At 71.8% G+C, this 13,912-nt stretch carries 12 protein-coding genes; 2 read left to right on the forward strand and 10 right to left on the reverse strand.

The window, feature by feature from the left end; genetic code table 11:
• Window positions 1–38: 38 nt before the first annotated feature.
• Window positions 39–1,598, reverse strand: a complete 1,560-nt coding sequence (locus ACFPZN_RS09320; RefSeq protein ID WP_378281426.1) for a M28 family metallopeptidase — start codon at window positions 1,596–1,598, stop codon at window positions 39–41.
• A 317-nt stretch (window positions 1,599–1,915) separates the two neighbouring features.
• Between ACFPZN_RS09320 and ACFPZN_RS09325 the strand changes: the two genes are divergently transcribed.
• Window positions 1,916–3,121 carry an MFS transporter gene (locus ACFPZN_RS09325; RefSeq protein WP_378281427.1) on the forward strand — a complete coding sequence of 402 codons (1,206 nt, stop codon included), beginning with the start codon at window positions 1,916–1,918 and terminating at the stop codon, window positions 3,119–3,121.
• On the opposite strand, the gene ACFPZN_RS09330 is transcribed toward ACFPZN_RS09325, so the two are convergent.
• The 6 genes from ACFPZN_RS09330 to ACFPZN_RS09355 all read right to left on the reverse strand — a co-directional run bounded on the left by ACFPZN_RS09330 (window position 3,105) and on the right by ACFPZN_RS09355 (window position 9,161).
• Complete coding sequence (locus tag ACFPZN_RS09330; protein WP_378281428.1) at window positions 3,105–4,691, reverse strand: class I adenylate-forming enzyme family protein; 1,587 nt, start codon at window positions 4,689–4,691, stop codon at window positions 3,105–3,107. The two genes, ACFPZN_RS09325 and ACFPZN_RS09330, sit on opposite strands and share 17 nt — an antisense overlap.
• Before the next feature lie 112 nt (window positions 4,692–4,803).
• Window positions 4,804–5,883, reverse strand: a complete 1,080-nt coding sequence (gene pqqE, locus ACFPZN_RS09335; RefSeq protein ID WP_378281429.1) for a pyrroloquinoline quinone biosynthesis protein PqqE — start codon at window positions 5,881–5,883, stop codon at window positions 4,804–4,806.
• Window positions 5,880–6,143: a pyrroloquinoline quinone biosynthesis peptide chaperone PqqD gene (pqqD, locus tag ACFPZN_RS09340; RefSeq protein WP_378281430.1), complete on the reverse strand. Its 264-nt coding sequence runs from the start codon at window positions 6,141–6,143 to the stop codon at window positions 5,880–5,882. Before pqqD ends, pqqE begins: the two co-directional genes overlap by 4 nt.
• Entirely contained in the window at window positions 6,133–6,858 is a 726-nt protein-coding gene (pqqC, locus tag ACFPZN_RS09345; RefSeq protein WP_378281431.1) for a pyrroloquinoline-quinone synthase PqqC, read from the reverse strand. The genes pqqD and pqqC overlap by 11 nt, the downstream gene beginning before the upstream one ends.
• Before the next feature lie 18 nt (window positions 6,859–6,876).
• The gene (pqqA, locus tag ACFPZN_RS09350; RefSeq protein ID WP_378281432.1) at window positions 6,877–7,008 is read right to left on the reverse strand and encodes a pyrroloquinoline quinone precursor peptide PqqA; all 132 of its coding nucleotides are present in this window, start codon (window positions 7,006–7,008) and stop codon (window positions 6,877–6,879) included.
• The gene (locus tag ACFPZN_RS09355; RefSeq protein ID WP_378281433.1) at window positions 7,005–9,161 is read right to left on the reverse strand and encodes an outer membrane protein assembly factor BamB family protein; all 2,157 of its coding nucleotides are present in this window, start codon (window positions 9,159–9,161) and stop codon (window positions 7,005–7,007) included. The genes pqqA and ACFPZN_RS09355 overlap by 4 nt, the downstream gene beginning before the upstream one ends.
• Before the next feature lie 258 nt (window positions 9,162–9,419).
• Between ACFPZN_RS09355 and ACFPZN_RS09360 the strand changes: the two genes are divergently transcribed.
• Window positions 9,420–10,412, forward strand: coding sequence for a ThuA domain-containing protein (locus ACFPZN_RS09360; protein ID WP_378281434.1), 993 nt, complete (start codon window positions 9,420–9,422; stop codon window positions 10,410–10,412).
• Window positions 10,413–10,470: 58 nt separating this feature from the next.
• Here the strand turns inward: ACFPZN_RS09360 and ACFPZN_RS09365 are convergent, their stop codons facing one another.
• The 3 genes from ACFPZN_RS09365 to ACFPZN_RS09375 are packed head-to-tail and all read right to left on the reverse strand — an operon-like array spanning window position 10,471 to window position 13,909.
• The gene (locus tag ACFPZN_RS09365) at window positions 10,471–11,196 is read right to left on the reverse strand and encodes an ABC transporter ATP-binding protein (RefSeq protein WP_378281435.1); all 726 of its coding nucleotides are present in this window, start codon (window positions 11,194–11,196) and stop codon (window positions 10,471–10,473) included.
• Window positions 11,193–13,043, reverse strand: coding sequence for a branched-chain amino acid ABC transporter ATP-binding protein/permease (locus tag ACFPZN_RS09370; RefSeq protein ID WP_378281436.1), 1,851 nt, complete (start codon window positions 13,041–13,043; stop codon window positions 11,193–11,195). Before ACFPZN_RS09370 ends, ACFPZN_RS09365 begins: the two co-directional genes overlap by 4 nt.
• Window positions 13,040–13,909: a branched-chain amino acid ABC transporter permease gene (locus tag ACFPZN_RS09375; protein ID WP_378281437.1), complete on the reverse strand. Its 870-nt coding sequence runs from the start codon at window positions 13,907–13,909 to the stop codon at window positions 13,040–13,042. The genes ACFPZN_RS09370 and ACFPZN_RS09375 overlap by 4 nt, the downstream gene beginning before the upstream one ends.
• Between the last annotated feature and the right edge of the window lie 3 nt (window positions 13,910–13,912).

The following is a 13,912-nucleotide window of genomic DNA, read 5'->3' on the forward strand; positions in this document are numbered from 1 at the left end:
GGGCGATGGATCGGGGCCTCCGGAGGTGCGTCCTCGGGTTACCTGGTGAGGCTTCCGTCGTGGTGGTCGGCGGACGCCTTCGCCGTCCCGGCGGCCGCGGGCCGGGTGGCCGGGCCGGGGAGGTCCTTGCTGTAGGCGTAGGTGAGGGCCGAGTGGGCGATGGCGCCCAGGTTGACCTTCAGGGCGGTGTCGCTGATGTTGGTGATCGTGTCGCAGCCCTGGTGGTAGCACGGGTCGTACGGCTGGCCCGCGGTGCCGCCGAACAGGGCGGCCTCCTGCGGGGTCTTGACGCCCTCCGCGCCGGTGAACAGGCCGCCGGAGGGGATGCCGACCGCGATGAACGGGCCGTAGTCGGAGCGCCCGTCGAAGTCGGTGCCGACGTGGCCGAGCTTCAGGGTGTCGAAGTACTTCTCGAAGGTCTTCTCGATCTCGTCCGATCCGGGCGGCCCGGCGGGCGCGCCGGTCGCGTCGGAGTCGTCACCGTCGTAGATCTTGTACGCGAAGTTGGGCGAGGCGACCATGTCGTAGTTCAGGTAGAGGGCGATCTTCGCCTGCTCGGCGGCGGGCAGGTTCGCCACGTAGTGCTCCGAGCCGAGCAGTCCCAGCTCCTCGGCGCCCCACCAGGCGAAGCGCAGCTTGTTGCGCGGCGGCAGCTGGCCCAGCTGGACGGCCACCTCCAGCAGCGCGGCGCTGCCGGAGCCGTTGTCGTTGATCCCCGGCCCGGACAGGACGCTGTCGAGGTGGGCGCCGCCCATGACGACCTTGCTCGGGTCGCCCTTCTTGGACTCGGCCAGGACGTTCCAGGTGGTGCGGGTCTCGCTCTCGGTCTCGGTGCGCAGCCGCACGACCGTCCCGGCCGGGGAGGCGAGGTCCTCGCCGACGGCGAAGCTGGTGCCCACCGTGGGGATGGTGACGCCGGGCTTGTTCAGCGTCCCCTGCAGGGTGGCGGTGCGGCCGGGCTGCCCCTCGTTGAAGACGATGACGCCGCTCGCGCCGGCGGCCTGGGCGTTGAGGGCCTTGACCTCGAAGTCGCACGTCCCGCGCTGGACGAGGGCGATGTTGCCCGCGGTGAAGCCCGCGAAGTCGGCGGCCTCGCACCCGCTGGTGGAGCTCGGCGCCGGCGACGGCGGCAGGGTGAGGTCGACGGCCTGCACCGTCGCGGTGACGTCCCCGGACCCGGAGTAGGTCATGGTGGCGAAGTCGCCCACCGAGCTGCCGTCGGGCGGCGTGGGGGCGTAGGTCCTGGCCTCCGGCGAGGTCTGGTTCAGCACCGCGGTGGAGTTCTCCCGGAAGAACGGGAACGCGAACGGCTGGACCGTGACGTTGTACCCAGCCTTCTTCAGCAGGCCCGCGACGTAGTCACGCGAGGCCGCGTAGCCGGGCGTTCCCGAGGCCCGGCTCCCGCCGTTGGCGGCGGCGATGGCCTGGAACGCCTGCAGATGCCGTTTGGCGTTCGGAACCTTGATCGAGTTGAGCGCTCTCTGCTGGGCGCCGGCACCGGGATCGGCCGTGGCGGGCGCGGCGAGGGAGAGTGGCAGGGCGATGGCCGTGACCGCGGTGGCGGCACGGAACACACCCCGGCGAACGTGAAAACGCACGATCGGCTCCTCGGAGTTCGGATGATCTAGGAACGTATCCCTAAATATCCGCACAGGGAAGGCGCGTCGCTCCCTCACAAACGACCGAATATGGCCGCGGCGGAGGCCCGTCACCGCGTCGCCGGAAATCACGTTCCGCCGCGCAGCGGTAAATCACGATGATCACTTCGCGCGCCTTGGCGGGCCTTCCTACGGCCTGCGAGAAAGGGCCCTGAAAAAGGTCCGAAAATGGAAGGGATCCGCCGCCGAGGCGGCGGACCACTCGTCCGGCAGGTTCGGCCTCGACCCGCTGTTCGCAGGCGGCCGGGAGGAGACCGGTGGGGTATCTGCGGTTGCTGGGGGATCGCCGGATCCTCGTGCTGTGGCTGGCGCAGTCACTGAGCGTGCTCGGCGACCGGATGTACGCGCTGGTCGTGATGTGGCTGGTGTGGGAGACCACCGGCTCGGCGGCACTGATGGGCCTGGTCGCGGTCGCGGAGTCGGTGCCCTACGTCGTGATCGGGACGGCCGGTCGCCGCCTGCTGGTCCGGTTCGCCTCGCTGGGACGGCTGGCCGCCCTGGACGCGGCGCGGACGGTGGTCGTGGGTGCGCTGCCGGCGGTGTGGGCGGTGCACGGCGCGAGCCTCGTCGCGCTGCTGGTGGTGGCCGGGCTGCTGGGGGCGCTGGGGGCGCTGTTCGACCCGAACCTGGGCGCGCTGGTGCCCGATCTGGTGCGTGCCGATCAGGTGCAGGAGGTGACGGGGCTGATGGATCTGGTCGCCCGGATCGCCCGCATCGCCGGACCGGGCGCGGCCGGGCTGCTGCTTCTGGTCGTGCCTGAGGTCGCGCTGTACGTCGTGGACGCGTCCACGTTCGGGGTGTCGGCGGCCGCGCTGACGCTCTTGTCCCGCCGCGCTCGCGCGAGTCCGCGGCCCGCCGGTGACCGGGGGACGTCGGATGCACCCGGGCGGCCGCGGGCGCGGCGCCTGGTGGCGGCATATCCGCTGACGGGATGCATGGTCGGCCTGCACGGGGCGGGGCAGATGCTGCTGGGGGTGGCGTTGGTGCTCCCGGCGCTGCTGGCGCTGCGCGGCGGCGAGGGGGCGGGCGCATACGCCGCGGCGATCACGGCGACCGGGGTGGGCGCGGTGGCGGCGAACCTGGTGGCCGGCAACCTGCGGGCCGCCTCGACCGTCCCGGCGGCGTACTGCCTGGCGTGGATCGCCCAGGGTGTGGTGATGACCGCGACCGGCGCGGTGGGGTCGGTGGGGTGGATCGTGGGCCTGTCGCTACTGGCGGGGGCGGTCGGCCCGTTCTGCGCGATCGGGCTGCGCACCCACCTGGCCCGGTTCGGGCGTGATGAGCGGCTGGCCTGGATGGCGCTGGACCAAACCGTGCTGCGCGCGGCCGGCACCGTGGGGACGCTGGTGTTGCCGGTGCTGGCCGCTTCGCGTCCGGCGGCCGGGTTCATCGCCGGTGGCGCCGCGACCGTGGCGGTGGCGGCGGGGGTGTGGGCGGCGGCCGTCGTCAGGGGGCTTCGGTGAAGGTGGTTCCTTCGCGGATCAGGGCGGCGAGGCGGCGGCGGTCGGGTTTGCCCGAGGGGAGCAGCGGGAGCCGGGAGTCGTCGGCGATGAACCAGCGGCGGGGGACCTTGTAGCTGGACAGCGCTTCGCGGGCCTTGGTCCTCATGGCCCCGGTGTCCCAGGTCTTCGGGTCCTTCGGTACGACCACTGCGGCGACGACCTGGCCGCGGTCGGGGTCGTCCAGGCCGATCACGAGGGAGTGCCGGATCTCGTCGAACTCGTCCAGCACCGCCTCGACCTCCTTGGGCGAGACGTTGGCGCCCGCCGACTTGATCAGTTCGGTGGTGCGGCCGGCGAAGAACAGCCGGGCGTCGCCCTCGTCCTCGGACTGGAAGACGCGGTCGCCGGTGTGGTACCAGCCGTCGGCGTCGAAGACCTCCCAGCGTTCCCGCTTCAGGTAGCCCTCCATGGCCCCGGGGCCGCGGATCAGCAGCTCGCCCTCCGTGCCGCGCGGGACGGGCAGGCCGGTGGCCGGGTCGATGATCCTGACGTCGGTGGAGAAGAACGAGCCGCCCGACTCGCTGAGGCTGCGGTGGGTCGGCGTCTCACCCGGCACGCTGGTCATCGAGAGGTCCGCGGGCCCTTCGAGCAGCATCCGCGCCGAGGACAGGTCGCGTTCCGGGAAGTCGGGGTGCGCCCGCAGTTCCTGGACGAACGTGGGGAACCCGACCACTGCTGTCCCGCGCTCGCGCTCGATCAGTTCCATGGCCTCGGCCGGCCGGGGACGGGGCAGGCACAGCACCGTGACCGGCGCGTGCAGCGCGCCCGCCACCGAGAGGATCCCGCCCACCCAGAAGAACGGCATCGTGGTGAGGAACTTGGGCGGCAGTTCGCCCGCCCACGCCCGCTGGTGGCCCGCCATGATGGTGGTCTGCCGCATGATGGTGCCGTGCGTGAGCACCACGCCTTTCGGCTCGGCGGTCGTCCCCGAGGTGTAGACGACCACCGCCGGGTCGGCGGGGAACACCTGGTCCTCGACGGCGGCCAGCAACCGGGCGTCGGCGTCATCGGCGCGCGGGTCGGCGAACAGGTCGAAGTGGGTCGCCCAGGGCCGCTCCACCGGCTGCGTCGTCCAGATCCGGCGGAGGTACGGCGCCTCGGGCAGGCGCAACGGCCCGGTCCCGTGGTCGGCGAGGGACGGCAGCGCCTCCGGCAGGAACGCGGGGACGTCGACCTCCAGCACCCTTTCCGGGACGATGAGCACGTCGACGTCGCCGATGCGCAGGGCCGTGCGGAGCTCGCGCGGGGTGTAGAACGTGCTGAAGGGCATGACGAGCGCGCCGATGCGGCTCGCGGCCAGCCAGGTCAGCAGCCACTCGCCTCCGTAGGTGAAGAACAGCCCCACGCGGGTGCCCTTGCCGATGCCGCGCGCCAGCATGCGTCGGGCGATCGCCGCGGACAGCCGGTCGGCCTCGGCGTAGGTGTACCGCTCCTCCAGTGACACCAGGTAGTCGGTGTCCCCGAACTCGCGGGCCGCACGCTTGATCGCGTCACCGATGGTCGGCCTGAAACCGATGTCAGGAGGGTGCATGCGCCTCGTCTCTCCAGCCGCGACAGCGTTCGGCGTCCCAACGTATTACGCGAGTGTTCAGCCGATGTGACCGGCCTGGACGTTGGGTTTCCGGGAGCTTCGTCCACGCTGGTCAGCCCGGGCGCCGGTAGACGAACGCGGGGGCGGGCTCCTGTTCCGCGGCGGCGGCCGTGTCGCGGACGAGGTGGTGGTCCGGGGACAGGGAGCAGGCGGGGTCGGTGCGGGCGGCGTCGCCGGTCAGGGCGTGGGCCTGGCAGCGGCAGCCGCCGAAGTCGGTCTCGCGGCGGGGGCATTCGGCGCACGGCCCGCTCATCCAGCCGGTGCCGCGGTAGGCGTTGAACGCCGCCGACCGCTCCCAGATCCAGGCGAGGGACTTGTCGCGCACGTTCGGCGGGTCCAGGTCCGGGATCGCGTACGCGGCGGGGCAGGGCAGCGCGGTGCCGTCGGGGCCGACGGTGATGGAGCGGGCGCCCCAGCCGCCCATGCAGGGTTTGGGGACGCCTTCGTAGTAGTCGGGCATGACCCAGACCAGTTCGGGTCGCCGGTGGCGTTCGCGCCATGCGGCGACGGTGACCTTGGCGCGGTCGAGCTGGTCGCGGGCGGGGAGCAGCGCGGCACGGTTGCGCAGGGCCCAGCCGTGGAACTGGGTGTTGGCCAGTTCGATCCGGTCGGCGCCCCAGGCCGCGCCCAGTTCCAGGATCTCGGGCAGGTTGCCGAGGTTGCGGCGGTGCAGGACGACGTTGAGCCCGAACGGCAGGCCGGCGGCGCGGATCACTCCGGCCGCGGCTTCCTTGGCGGTGTAGGAGTCGCGTCCGGCGATGAGGTCGGAGCCGGGACGGCGGGCGTCCTGGAGGGAGAGCTGGACGCTGTTGATCCCGGCCCGGGCGAGTTCGTCCAGGCGCTCGGTGGTGAGGCCGAGGCCGCTGGTGACCAGCTGGGTGTAGATGCCGGCCTCGTGCGCGGAGGCCACGATGCCGGTCAGGTCGCGGCGCAGCAGCGGCTCGCCGCCGGAGATGTGGGCCTGGACGATGCCCAGGTCGGCGGCCTGGGTGAAGACGCGGGCCCAGTCGGCGGCGGACAGCTCGGCGCTGGTGCGGACCAGATCGAGGGGGTTGGAGCAGTACGGGCAGTGCAGCGGGCAGGCGTGGGTGACCTCCGCGAGCAGCGCCCATGGCGCGGGCACCTCGGTCATCGCAGCCAGCCCTCCTCGCGGACGCGTTCCAGGAACGCGGGCACCTCGTCGTCGAGCGGCGCGTCCGGGAACGCGGCGGACAGCTCGGCGATGACGTCGGCGACCGTGCGGCGGCCGTCGCACAGCCGCAGGATCCGGCCGCCCGCACCGGTCAGCCGGACCGCGCGCTCGGGCATGAGGAGCAGGTCGGCGTCGCGGACGCGGTCGTACCGCAGCATGACGGACCGGTCCAGGACGGGCCGCCAGGGTTCAGCGGACATCGAGGGTCTCCACACGGTGGATCATGGCGTTGTCGACCGCGTCGAGGAGCGTCCAGAGGACGTCGCACTTGAAGGTGAACGCGGCCAGCACCCGCTCCTGGTCGGCCCGCGTCCGCGCCCAGGCGTGGACGAGGTCGAGCGCCTCCTCCGAGTCGCGGCGGCCCTGCCCGACCCGTACCTGGAAGTAGCACAGCCCCTCGGGCTCGATCCACGGGTAGTGGCGCTCCCAGGCGGCGATCCGGGTGACCATCAGGTCGGGCGCGAACAGCTCGGTCAGCGACGACGCCACCGCCTCCAGCGGGGAGCCGTTGCGGCAGAAGTTGACGTAGCCGTCCACCGCGAATCGCACGCCGGGAAGCACTCCTTCCCCAGAGAGCAGAAGCGCTCTGTCGAGGCCGACGGCCTCCCCCAGCCGCAGCCACCGCTCGATCCCGCCGGAGCCCTCCTCCTCGGGACGCCCGTCGTGGTCGTGGATCCGCCGGATCCACGACCGCCGCAACTCCCGGTCATCGAGCTTGGCCAGGATCAGCGCGTCCTTGATCGGAATATGCCGCTGGTAGTGGAACCGGTTGAGGATCCACCGGCGCAGCTCCTCCGCCGACAGCAGCCCCTCGTGCATGCGCACGTTGAACGGGTGCCGGTGGTGGTACCGCTCCTCGGCGAGCGTCCGGAGCCGGTCTTCGAGCCGGCCGGGCGGCCAGGGTGCCGTCTTCATCGTTCGTTCAGCGCTCCCTCAGTCCTCGGCCGTGAGGTACGCCGTGACCTCCAGCGAGGTCTCCACGATCTGGTAGTCGGGCGTGATCCAGGTGTCGGTCATGCCGGTTCCTCTTTCCTCTCGGTCCGGGGCGGTCCCCCGGAGGCTCACTGGACGACGATCTTCCCCGTGCTCTGCGGGAAGACCGGGTCGTTGTAGAAGTACTCACCCGCCTTGGTGAAGGTGTGGGAGTACGACCGGCCGGGGCTGAGCCGGCCGGTGTCGAAGACGCGCTCGAAGAACGAGGCCGCGCCGTGGCTGTGCGCGTTGCCCTCCGGGTTCACGAAGGTGACCTTCGTCCCCACCGGCACGGTCAGGTGCTGGGGCGACATGGCGTTCTGCGCGACGATGTTCTCGGTGCCGCCCGGGGCTCCGGCACCGGCGTCCCACACGCGGCCGAGGGTGACGGTGTCGCCCACGGCGCTGCCCGCGACCGGCGCGGTGCGGATCTGGTTGCGCTTGGACGGCGGGGTCGGCGTGGGCGCCGGGGCCACCTTCCCGTCCAGTTTGAACGCCCAGAGGTGGTCGCCCTTGGGGATGTCGGGGTAGGGCAGGCCGTTTCCACCGGCCAGGACGGCGATGTACTGCTCGCCGTCGATCTCGTAGGTGACCGGGCTGGTGTGCACGCCCGCTCCGCACTGCCAGCTCCACAGCTTGCGGCCGTCGATGTCGTCCATCGCGTGCAGCACTCCGTCTGGGCCGCCCTGGAACATCACCCGGCCGGCGGTGCTGAGGATGCCGTTGCCGTGGGCGAGCGACCAGTCGCCCTCCCGGCGCCAGACGGGACGGTTGGTGCGGGGGTCGACCGCGACGATCCCGCCGGAGAAGTACTCCCCCAGCGGCCGGGCCGTGTTGACGCGGCCCCCGTTGGTGTTGGAGTAGGAGGAGTTGATCAGTCCGTAGCCGACGTACAGGAGACCGGTGTGCGGGCTGAAGGAGATGTGCGACCAGTCCGCGCCGCCGCCGGCCCCCGGGTACAGGATCGTGGCGTCGTCCCAGAACGGGGTGTAGATCGGGCCCGTGGGGTAGTGCGGCACCGGCCTGGTCGTGTCGCGGTGGCTGGGGGCCAGGGGGACGAACGGTCTTCCGCCCGGGAACGGCTGGGTGGGCCAGGTCTTCTGCCGCGCGTCCTGCGGTACGGGCCGCTCGGTCATGCCGTGGACGGGCTTCCCGGTGGCGCGGTCGAGGATGTAGTACATCCCGGTCTTGCTGCCGTACACGACGACCTTGCGGGTGCGGTGCCCGATCCGCAGGTCGATCAGCACGGGCGCCATGACGTTGTCGTAGTCCCAGATGTCGTGGTGCACCGACTGGAAGTGCCAGCGGCGCTCGCCCGTCTTGGCGTCGATCGCGACCAGGCAGTTGGAGAAGAGGTTCAGGCCGCCGCGGGTCGAGCCGTTGGTGCGCGGGTAGGGGTTGCCGAACGTCCAGTAGACCAGGTCGAGTTCGGGGTCGACGGCCGGGTGCATCCAGCAGACCGCGCCGCCGGTCTTCCAGCTCTCGCCCTCCCAGGTGTCGTTGCCGTACTCGCCGGGTCCGGGCGGCCCCCAGAAGGTCCACGCGACCTCGCCGGTGCGGGCGTTCAGCGCGTAGCCGCGGCCGCGGGCCCCGGCGGTGCTGCCCTCGGTGCCGATGTAGATCAGCCCGTCGTGGTAGACGACGGCGCCGGCCAGGCCGCCGCGGTTGCCGCCGCACTGGCCGTTCTGCGGGTCGCAGCCCGGGTCGCCCTCGCCGGGGACGAGCAGTTCGCGCTGCCAGACCACGCCGCCGGTCTTCTGGTCCAGCGCGTAGACGATGTTGGAGCCGGAGGTGGTGTACACCAGGCCGCCGCCGAGGCCGACGCCGCGCATGTTGGTGCGCTCGGAGCCGACGCTGGTCTTCCACTTGATCTCGCCCGTCCGGCCGTCCACGGCGAAGAGGTTCTGCTGCGCGGTCTGGACGTACAGGACGCCGTCCTGGGCGACGACGGTGCTCTGCTGCGCGCGCCCGTCGGTGGCGCCGCCCTCCAGGTTGACGTGCCAGGCGCCGCCGAGCCGCTTGACGTTGCGCCTGGTGACGCGCCGCAGCGACGAGTGGTTCTGGTTGCCCAGGTTCCCGCCGACCTTGGGGAAGTCGCCGCCGGCCGGTTCCAGCCCGCGGGGCTGCCCGGGGACGGGAAGCGCCATCGTCGAGCCGGTGTCGGCGTGCGCCGGCGCGCGGAAGGGTGTGAAGGCGGCGGTGCCGCCCGCGATGGCGGCCCCGGTCAGAAAGTTCCGTCGTCTCATGCTGCTCTCCAACCCGCCGGTCCGGCTGATGGTCCACTAGACGGATGACTCAGTCCGCTGAACGGACGACACGGTAAGCCGGGATCCGAAGGGCTGACAACCCCCCGATGCGAACGAACCCGGCACCATCAAGGCCACCTTTCGACGGCGCCCCTTGTTGTCCGGGCATCGGCGTGAGATCGTCATGCAACCTCTGAACGGTTCATCCAGACCACTAGATGGACCTCGGAGCGAGCATGTGAGGAAGGAACCTGCGTCATGAGGAGACCCTCGTCCCATCTGGTCACCGCGATGGTGTCGGCGATCGGCACCGCGGCCGTCCTGGTCGCGGGCACGCTGGCCGGAGGGCTGCCCGCCGCGGCCGGAAGCCCCCAGGCCAAGCCCGAGAAGCGCGGCGCCCAGGAGCTGGGCGACCCCGAGTACGGCGTCTGCCGGGGCACCGATCCCCGCTGCTACCACGACTGGGGCAACTTCGATCCCGCCGAGGGCTACAAGGTCCTGGTGTACAGCCGTACCGCCGGACCGCGCCACGCCAACCTCGGGCCCGCGCTCGCCGCCGGCCTCAATCCCCCGCTGAGCGCGGCCAACGCGGCCCAGAGCGCCCTGGTGAAGATGGGCAAGGACAACGGCTTCGCCGTCGACTGGACCGAGGACGTCACCCAGCTCTCCTCGGCCGGGCGGCTCCTCGGCTACAACGCCGTGGTCTTCCTCAGCACCACGCGCGACACCCTCGACGACGCGGCGCAGACGGCGCTGCGCCAGTACGTCCGGGGCGGCGGCGGCTTCGTCGGCATCCACAACGCGTTCGGCACCGAATACAACTGGCCCTGGTACGAGGGGCTCCTGGGCGGCGCCAACTTCTACGACCACGGCCCCGCCCAGCCCGGCACCGTCCAGACCCTGAACCGCAGGGACGCCTCCACCGCCGGCCTGCCCGCACGCTGGGCGTTCAGCGACGAGTGGTACAACCTGGTCCCCTTCCCGTCGCGCGTGCGGATCCTCGCCACCGTGGACGAGCGGACGATGGAGCGCGGCACCGAGGGCGGCCTGGGGCACCCCGGGCACGGTTCGTCGCATCCGATCGCCTGGTGCCACTACTACGACGGCGGCCGGGCCTGGCTGACCACGCTCGGGCACGACGCCAAGGCGTTCACCGACGACGGCTCGACCTTCGCCGGGGCACCCCAGTTCCAGCGGCTCGTCCTCGGCGGGATCGAGTCGGCCATGGGCAGGAAGCCCTTCTGCCGCTGAGCCGCGCCCGGCTCCACGGGTGGCCGGGGATCCCCCGGCCACCCGTGCACGCCACCCTCTACAGGCCCAGATAGATGCGCCGGACGCGGACGTCCTCGCGCAGTTCCCGGGACGTGCCGGTCATCGCGACCTCGCCGTTCTCCATCACCACGCAGTCGCTGGTCGCCTCGAACGTCAGCTTGGCGTTCTGCTCGACCAGCAGGAGGCTCAGGCCCTCCTCGCGCAGGCGGACGAGCACCGCGAGGATGTCCTCGACGAGCTTGGGCGACAGGCCCATGGACGGCTCGTCCAGCAGGAGCAGCCGGGGCTTGGCCATCAGCGCCCTGCCGACGGCGAGCATCTGCTGCTGCCCGCCAGACAGGGCCCCGGCCAGGCGCCCGCGCATCTCCCCCAGCACGGGGAACAGCTCGTACACCTCCCCCAGCGTCTCCCGGGTGGCGGAGTCGCGCCAGGAACGCGCGTAGGCGCCGAGCATCAGGTTCTTCTCGACTGTGAGCCCGGGGAAGACGTGCCGTCCCTCGGGAACGTAGCCGATCCCGTGCCGGACCACGTCCCGCGCCCTGACCCTGGCCAGGTCGGTCTCGCCGAAACGGACCCGGCCGCCGCTGCGGGGCACGAGCCCCATCAGCGCCTTGAGCGTGGAGGTCTTGCCGGCCCCGTTCGCGCCGATGATGCCGACCGACCGGCCGGGCTCGACGGTGAACGAGATCGACCTGACCGCGCACACCCCGCCGTAGTGGACCGAGAGGTCCTCCACCGCCAAGGTCGCGGTACCGCCGTTCATGAGCTCACCTCCGTGGTCGGAAGGGGCATCTCGGCCATGGCCGAGTCGCCGAGGTAGGCCTCGATCACCGCGGGGTCGCCGACGACCTCCTCCGGCGTGCCTTCCGCGATGACCACGCCGCCGGCGAGGACGGTCACCCGCTCGCACAGCGACATGACCAGGCCCATGTTGTGCTCGATGAGCACGACCGTGACGCCGCTGCCGCGGATGGACCGGACGATCTCGGCGAGCTGCCGCACCTCCTCGCCGTTGAGGCCGGCGGCCGGCTCGTCCAGCAGCAGCACGCGCGGCGAGCCCGCCATCGCGCGGGCGATCTCGATGCGGCGCTGGATGCCGTACGGCAGCGAGCCCGGGGCGGCGCCGGCGAACTCGGTCAGCCCGAACCGTTCCAGCAGCGCGTCCGCCCGCTCGTCGAGCCGGCGCTCGCGCCGCAGGACGCCGACCGGCCACAGCACGTACCGCCAGCTCGCGACGGTGCGCGACCGGTCCAGGGCGACCAGCAGGTTGTCCTTGACGCTCATCTCCCCGAACAGCCGCAGGTTCTGGAAGGTGCGGGCGACGCCCAGCATGGACAGCCGGTACGGGCGGGCGCCGGTGACGGTGCGGCCGTCCAGGACCACCCGCCCGCCGGACGCCTTGTAGAAACCGCTGATGACGTTGAACAGCGTGGTCTTGCCCGAGCCGTTGGGCCCCACGATGCCGCGGATCTCGCCGCGGGCGACGGTGACCGACACGCCGTCCAGCGCCTTGAGCCCGCGGAACCGCTTGCTCACTTCGCGGACCTCGAGCATGGGCGGGGCTCCCTCCGCGTCCGCCCCCGCGGCCTTCGCGGCGGGCTCGTACGGCTGGAACGGGCGCAGCTCGGCGCGGTCGGCGGACCTGCCGCGCCGCCGGTCGACCGCGCCGCGGACCCGCGCCGGGATGCCCGCCAGCCCGGTCGGGGCGAAGACGACCATGATGACCACGACGGTGCCGAATCCGAGCTGGGCGATGGTGGGGTAGTCGACCAGCTGCTCGCGGATCAGCGTCAGCCCGATCGCGCCGACCACGCAGCCGACCAGGCTCTGCCGCCCGCCGATCACCACCATCGCCAGCAGCAGGAACATGTTGGCGATGTTGAAGGTCTCGGGCGCGATGTAGCGGATCAGCCCGACGTACAGCACCCCCGCCACGCCGCCGAACACGCTGGACAGCATGAACGCGGCCATCCGCAGCAGGGGGATCTCCGCGCCCACCGCGCCCGCGGCGAGCGGGTCGTCCCGCATCGCCTTCAGCCGGCGCCCGAGCCCGGTGCGGACGACGAACAGCCCGAAGGCCAGCGCCAGCCCGAACACCACCACTTCGAGGTAGTAGTACAGGTACTCGCTGGTCAGGTCGATGCCGAACATCGGCGGCACGGGGATGGCGGAGATGCCCTCGGCGCCGCCGGCGATCTCGGCGTTGGTCGTCCAGTTGATGAACCCCAGCGCCAGGCCGAGCGTGACGATGCCGAGGTAGTGCGACTGCATGCGCAGCGCCGGGATCCCGACCAGCAGCCCGACCAGCGCCGAGGCGACCATGGCGAGCGCGGCCGCGGGCCAGAAGCCCAGCCCGCTGTGGGTGGTGAGGATCGCGGTCGCGTACGCGCTGACGCCGAAGAAGGCGACCTGCGCCAGGTTGATCTGCCCGGCGATGCCCATGGCCAGGCCCATCCCGATGGCCAGCAGGGCGAACACCAGCGCGATGTTGACCACGTGGATGGCGTAGCCGCCGACCTGGTACGGCAGGATCCAGGCCGCCGCGACCAGTGCCGCCAGCCCGCCGACCCTGGGCGCGCGGGGATGCCGGAAGGTACCGGGGAGGTTCATGCTCGGCTCACCGTCATCTCGCCGAACAGGCCCAGCGGGCGGACCATGATGATCACCGTGAAGACCAGGAACACCACCAGCTCGGAGTAGCCCTGGAAGTGCCCGGCGGCGAAGGAGTCCAGGACCCCGATCGCCAGCCCGCCGACGATGGCGCCGGGGATGTTGCCGCAGCCGCCGAGCATCGCGGCCGCGAACCCCTTGATGCCGATCGCGCCGCCCATCGTCGGGTTGACGTACAGCAGCGGCCCCACCAGGCCGCCGGCCAGCGCCGCGAGCCCCGCGCCGATCGCGAAGGCGATGGCGTTGCTGCGGCCGACGTGGATGCCCACGGCGGTGGCGGCCTCGTGGTCCATCGCGACCGCCTGCATGGCCGCGCCCCGCTTGGTCCGCTGCAGGAAGCCGACCAGCAGCACGACCGCGACCGCCGCGATGAGCAGGACGACGAGGTCGTAGGTGCGCACCCGCAGCCCGAACAGCTCGATCGGCGCGGCCTGCACCGGGTTGTCGACCGCGTGCCCGGTGGCGCCCCAGATCAGCACGGCCACCGCCTGCAGCACCATCCCGAAGCCGATCGTGCCGATCAGCATCAGCGTGAAGTCCTTGTTCTCCAGCGGGCGCAGCACCCGCTCGATGAACAGCCCGATCAGCCCGGTCAGCGCGATCGCCAGCGCCATCGCGACCGCGAACGGCAGCCTGGTCGACATGTAGAAGGTGGACGCCGCGTACGCGCCGATCATCAGGACGTCGGCGTGCGCGAAGTTGACCAGTCCCATGGTGCGGTAGACGAGGGAGAAGCCCATGGCGACCAGCGCGTAGATCGCGCCGAGGCTCAGCCCGCCTATCAGTGTCTGAAGGAAGACCTGCATGGT

This window comes from Actinomadura rugatobispora, from assembly GCF_042656285.1.
In the GTDB taxonomy this organism is placed as follows: domain Bacteria; phylum Actinomycetota; class Actinomycetes; order Streptosporangiales; family Streptosporangiaceae; genus Spirillospora; species Spirillospora rugatobispora.

What these genes read in the sequence shown, in the direction of transcription:
- ACFPZN_RS09330 (WP_378281428.1), bottom strand. Translation starts at nt 4,691, where the DNA reads ATGCACCCTCCTGACATCGGTTTCAGGCCGACCATCGGTGACGCGATC.
- pqqE (WP_378281429.1), bottom strand. Translation starts at nt 5,883, where the DNA reads ATGACCGAGGTGCCCGCGCCATGGGCGCTGCTCGCGGAGGTCACCCAC.
- pqqD (WP_378281430.1), bottom strand. Translation starts at nt 6,143, where the DNA reads ATGTCCGCTGAACCCTGGCGGCCCGTCCTGGACCGGTCCGTCATGCTG.
- pqqC (WP_378281431.1), bottom strand. Translation starts at nt 6,858, where the DNA reads ATGAAGACGGCACCCTGGCCGCCCGGCCGGCTCGAAGACCGGCTCCGG.
- ACFPZN_RS09355 (WP_378281433.1), bottom strand. Translation starts at nt 9,161, where the DNA reads ATGAGACGACGGAACTTTCTGACCGGGGCCGCCATCGCGGGCGGCACC.
- ACFPZN_RS09360 (WP_378281434.1), top strand. Translation starts at nt 9,420, where the DNA reads ATGAGGAGACCCTCGTCCCATCTGGTCACCGCGATGGTGTCGGCGATC.
- ACFPZN_RS09365 (WP_378281435.1), bottom strand. Translation starts at nt 11,196, where the DNA reads ATGAACGGCGGTACCGCGACCTTGGCGGTGGAGGACCTCTCGGTCCAC.
- ACFPZN_RS09370 (WP_378281436.1), bottom strand. Translation starts at nt 13,043, where the DNA reads ATGAACCTCCCCGGTACCTTCCGGCATCCCCGCGCGCCCAGGGTCGGC.
- ACFPZN_RS09375 (WP_378281437.1), bottom strand. Translation starts at nt 13,909, where the DNA reads ATGCAGGTCTTCCTTCAGACACTGATAGGCGGGCTGAGCCTCGGCGCG.